The sequence below is a fragment of the Methylophaga sp. UBA1464 genome (assembly GCF_002325665.1).
In the GTDB taxonomy this organism is placed as follows: domain Bacteria; phylum Pseudomonadota; class Gammaproteobacteria; order Nitrosococcales; family Methylophagaceae; genus Methylophaga.
Map to the genome: position 1 here is coordinate 15,131 of NZ_DCSO01000030.1, position 621 is coordinate 15,751.

Genomic DNA, 621 nt, shown 5'->3' on the forward strand with positions numbered 1-621 from the left:
CTGTATTTATATCGTTACTGGCAGTCTGAGCAGCAGGTGGCCAAGGCAATACAGCAACGACTGACAACAACAGATGTGCTTCCGGAAACAGCAAAGCTGCAGGTATTTATGGCAGATTGGCAGAATAATCTGCCTGATATTGACTGGCAGAAAGTGGCGGTATTAAGTGCTTTGCAACGCCAGTTGTGTGTCATTTCCGGTGGTCCCGGCACCGGTAAAACCACCGTGGTGTTAAAGGTGTTGCAGTGTCTGCAATTACTGGAGTCCACACCGCGTATTGCGTTGGCAGCGCCTACCGGTAAAGCCGCAGCACGTTTGCAGCAGGCCATCAGTCAACATACTGGCGAACAATACGCCGCCAAAACCCTGCATCGTTTACTGGGCATCAGTGCCCGTTTTGACCAAGGACGTTATTCAGCAGAAAGGCCATTACCGGTGGATGTATTGATTGTTGATGAAGCGTCGATGATTGATATCAATCTGATGGCGATTACCTTGAAAGCCTTACCGTTACATGCACGATTGATTTTATTGGGGGACAGCGATCAGTTAGCCTCAGTTGAATCCGGCGCAGTGCTCGCTAACTTATGTGCCGATCAGCCGAGCTTTTCTGCTGAGTTG

General features: G+C 49.6%; 1 protein-coding gene. It reads left to right on the plus strand.

Features of this window, described 5'->3' with window-relative positions; translation table 11 throughout:
• Positions 1-621 (plus strand): AAA family ATPase (locus B3O33_RS03320; protein WP_292362921.1); only part of this gene is annotated, 621 nt, incomplete at both ends.